Source organism: Dyella ginsengisoli LA-4 (assembly GCF_000334915.1).
Taxonomy (GTDB): Bacteria; Pseudomonadota; Gammaproteobacteria; order Xanthomonadales; family Rhodanobacteraceae; genus Dyella_A; species Dyella_A ginsengisoli_A.
This window is the reverse complement of the sequence record NZ_AMSF01000076.1, coordinates 1-227: the sequence shown is the minus strand read 5'-3', so window position 1 is coordinate 227 and position 227 is coordinate 1. Positions and strand designations below refer to the sequence as shown.

Genomic DNA, 227 nt, shown 5'->3' with positions numbered 1-227 from the left:
CAGCAGCTACACGCTCTCGGAGAACATCGAAAAGCTCGTCCTGGTGGAAGGAAGCGGCGCTTGGCGTGGCACGGGCAACAGTGGCGACAACACCATTCTAGGCAACACCGCCTCCAATCGCCTGGACGGTGGAGCGGGAGCCGACGTGCTGGCCGGCGGCCTGGGCGACGACACCTACGTGGTCGACAACGTGGGCGACCAGGTCGTGGAAGCCGCCGGAGAAGGCG

1 pseudogene is annotated in these 227 nt (G+C 66.1%); it reads left to right on the top strand.

Going from position 1 to position 227, the window contains the following annotated elements:
- Positions 1–227: pseudogene (locus C693_RS22060) on the top strand (hypothetical protein); the annotation flags it as partial.